Here is a 3227-nt window from a genome sequence, read left to right on the forward strand (position 1 = left end):
AACGACCGCAAACATCCCTTCGTATGGACAAAGACCGCCGACGAAATCCTGGCAAAAGCCCAACCCAATAGGAATTAATGAAACGTGACACTAGATCTACGGTGTCGACCGCGCCATCGAGGTCGACGACAGTGATCTGTGTGAAGTACTGGCCATCCCACCCGGATTCGACCCGGTACATGGTCCCATTCTCAGTCGTGAAGTAGTGGATCTCGTCCGATTGCGTGGGTTGCAGTGCAACGCGTTCCGTCGTCGCGATCGGATCGATGGGGAGGATCAGCTCGGTGCTGGTGCCTGAGCCATGTCCATCATTCACACCCACGAGAAGCCGCTCTGACAGCGGTTCAGACGATGCCGCGTACCGTGCGTCGACGGTCGGGGTGTACGTGTAGCGACCGGTCTGCGGGTCGAGAACCAAGGTGCCGTGATCGCCGACGAGCGTTGTGCCTTCGACGTACTGGCCGGTGTCGGGAGAGTAGATGAGGAAGGTCATCTCGTCGCCGTCGAGATCGGTGAAGTCGAGATCGCCACTGACAGCGCCGGTGTCAGACGCTGGAGCTTCGGGTGCTCCCACGGTGATGCTGGGTGCGTTGTTCGCAGGTGTGATCGGTGCGGTCACCTCGATCTCGAAGGTTTCGCCCGTCACCGAGTCGGTGGCAGTCACCGTGAACGTGTGAGACTGCACGGCACCGGGAACTGCTGCGGCGTGACGTGTTTCCCACGTCGGTGTGTACGCGTACTCATGCGTGTACGGATTGAACGTGACGTCCGGATCGTCGGTGGTCAGTGTCGGATCGGTCATGGCGTCGAGTTCTGGAGAATTGATCGATCCGACAGAGGTGCCCTGCGGCAGCGGCTCGATCGGTACGACGACCGCGGCGGCAGCGAATCCGCCGTGACCGTCATCGGCTTTCACGTAGAACACGTCGGATGTGGTCGACGGATCTGTGCGAGCCAATAGTGACGGAATGTAGGTGAACTCACCGGTTTCGGGGTCGGCGAGCAGCGTGCCGCCACCTCGGGTCGTGTACACGCCAGGTGCGATCATTGTGGCGCCGGTGATCTGGTAGGTGAGGGCGTCGCCGTCGGTCGACACTGCGAAACCGCTGAAATTGCCGCTGACCGAGCCGCTCTCAGGATCTGCGGCGTCGACTGTGGGTGCGTATCCCTCGACGGGCACCGGTGGTGTGTTGGTGGACAGGGCCGAGATCTCGGTGATGACCGGTGTGAACGTGCCGTCGCCGTTGTCCTGGGCTGTCGTGAGGTAGATGGAGTCGACCGAAGACACGGAATAGGCTCCCGCCGTGTATGTTCCGGGCACCGTCAGATCCTGCTGCCCGCCCGTCGGCGTGATGACGTTGATGGTGGTGTCGGGGCTGTTCAACGTCGAGAAAACCAGATAGACCGTGCCGTCCGGCGCCAGGATGTACCCGTGGTAGTTGGAGACGTCGGTGCGGTTCGGAAGAACGGCGGTAGTGATCGTTCCATCGGTCCGGACGAAGTTTGCGGTGTTGACCCCGGTCTCCGAGTCATAGTCGAACAGGATCACCGTCCCATCGTCGGTGACCCCCATGACGAAGGGGTTGCTGGCAGCCAGGGAAGTGGTTGTCGGGACGCCGTTTTCGAGGGAGATCACGTTGACCCCGCTGAGCGACTGCGATTGAGGGGAGTAGTCTCGCGTGACCAGGAACGGAACGCCACTCGTGGTGAATCGTACTCGTCCACCGTCCTGGTAGGAGAGGCCACGAAGTGTGTGGACCTCGGCGCTGCCATCACGATCGACGATCACCAGCGTGGTGTCGGCTGTGAGGGGCGTGCCCGCTGCGTCACCATCCACGTTGTTGAACGCCCAGTAGGTGGTGCCGTCGGATGCGGTGACGACAGGTGGCTCTCCGTACTGGGTGGCCAAGCCGCCAGGGACATCATCGGCCACCAACGTTGCTGTCCCCGTGGCCAGATCGATCGCGGTGATGTCGCTGGTGGTGTCCAGGTAGTTGTTGACGGCTGCGTATGTCACCTGATATCCGATGCCGTCACTCAGGTAGGGGCGGTCGTTACCGATCATGCCATCGATGTCTGCAGTCCTTATCTGGGGTTGGTTCGCGGTGTTTACTCTTGTTTCCAATTGGGTGTGTGGGTCGTCGCGACGCAATAGGTAACGCTTCATTAGGGCGGTGTCACCTATTGGGCGCCCATCGGGTGGGAGTGTGACAGCGCGCGAATGGTCGCCCGGTGGGTCGCGGGACGATCGCAGGCAGAGTCGGGTTGATGAGACGAATGTGCCTGATCCTCCCGATTGGCTACTTCCCCAGATCGTCTCGCTACTCACGTGGGACCGCGAGTTGTGGGAGTTCGATCCTCCACGCGGCGGCGATGACGGTTGAGTACGCAAGAGATTCGCATGCACGCTGGTGCGGCGGGAGCCTCGGATTAGTGTTATCGCGCTGCGCCACAGCCACGATCGGAGGCCGGCAGGGTTGCGCTCGGACAAGAATCCCAGTACTTTCTCAGCATCACGGAAGTGAACATCCAATTGCATATAGCGCATGCGGTGTTTTTGGTGTGCTGGGATCGGGGGATCAGTTGAAACGCGTCTGGGCAATGGCTGGGCTGGTGGTGGCAGTCGTGGCGGTAGCGGTCAGTATGCATCCGATGTCGGCCTCGGCCGCGCCAACAGCGTTGGCCAGCAAGTACGACAAACTCGTCACCGACGACGGATGGAAGATCGAGCTGCGGGCATCGGAACTCACCGTGAACCCGATGAGCAACATCGCGAACAGTTTCGCCTCCCGCGAGGGCTGGGTGTCCTCACGCGTAGGAGTGCTGATCACACCGGCCAGCTCCAATCGACTCCCTTCGCAGCCCGTGAATACCGGTGTGCTGGAACAGTTCCTGCTCGTCGGATGCCAGATAGATGTGTCCGATGGGGCAACCTTCGGTCTCGGATCGTCCTTCGGTCCGCAAGCCAACGTCACTATCAGCGGCCAGCCCGGCGCCTCGATCGGAGTAGGAGGCCAGCTGACCCCATCGATCTCCTCCAAGATCATGCCCGGCCGCATCGCTGAGATTTCCTTGGGGCAAAAGACTCTCAGCACTAACCGGGCATCGATCCGGGTCCGCCGCGTCCACATTTGTCAAGGGACATCGGGAAGTGCCCACAGGCGGACGTGAAAACTGCCCGTAGACGGTCACGAAGGTGTGCCCGGTGGCGGACATGAATCTGCCCA

General features: G+C 61.1%; 2 protein-coding genes. One reads left to right on the plus strand and one right to left on the minus strand.

Going from position 1 to position 3227, the window contains the following annotated elements; genetic code table 11:
- Window positions 1-2065, minus strand: a 2065-nt coding sequence (locus ACWDTF_RS24685; RefSeq protein ID WP_449755237.1) for a hypothetical protein, incomplete at its 3' end; no start/stop codon positions are given.
- Window positions 2066-2625: 560 nt separating this feature from the next.
- Here ACWDTF_RS24685 and ACWDTF_RS24690 point away from each other — a divergent pair.
- Window positions 2626-3171: an MspA family porin gene (locus ACWDTF_RS24690; protein ID WP_449755238.1), complete on the plus strand. Its 546-nt coding sequence runs from the start codon at window positions 2626-2628 to the stop codon at window positions 3169-3171.
- Window positions 3172-3227 lie beyond the last annotated feature (56 nt).

The sequence above is a fragment of the Gordonia sp. NPDC003422 genome, from assembly GCF_053588675.1.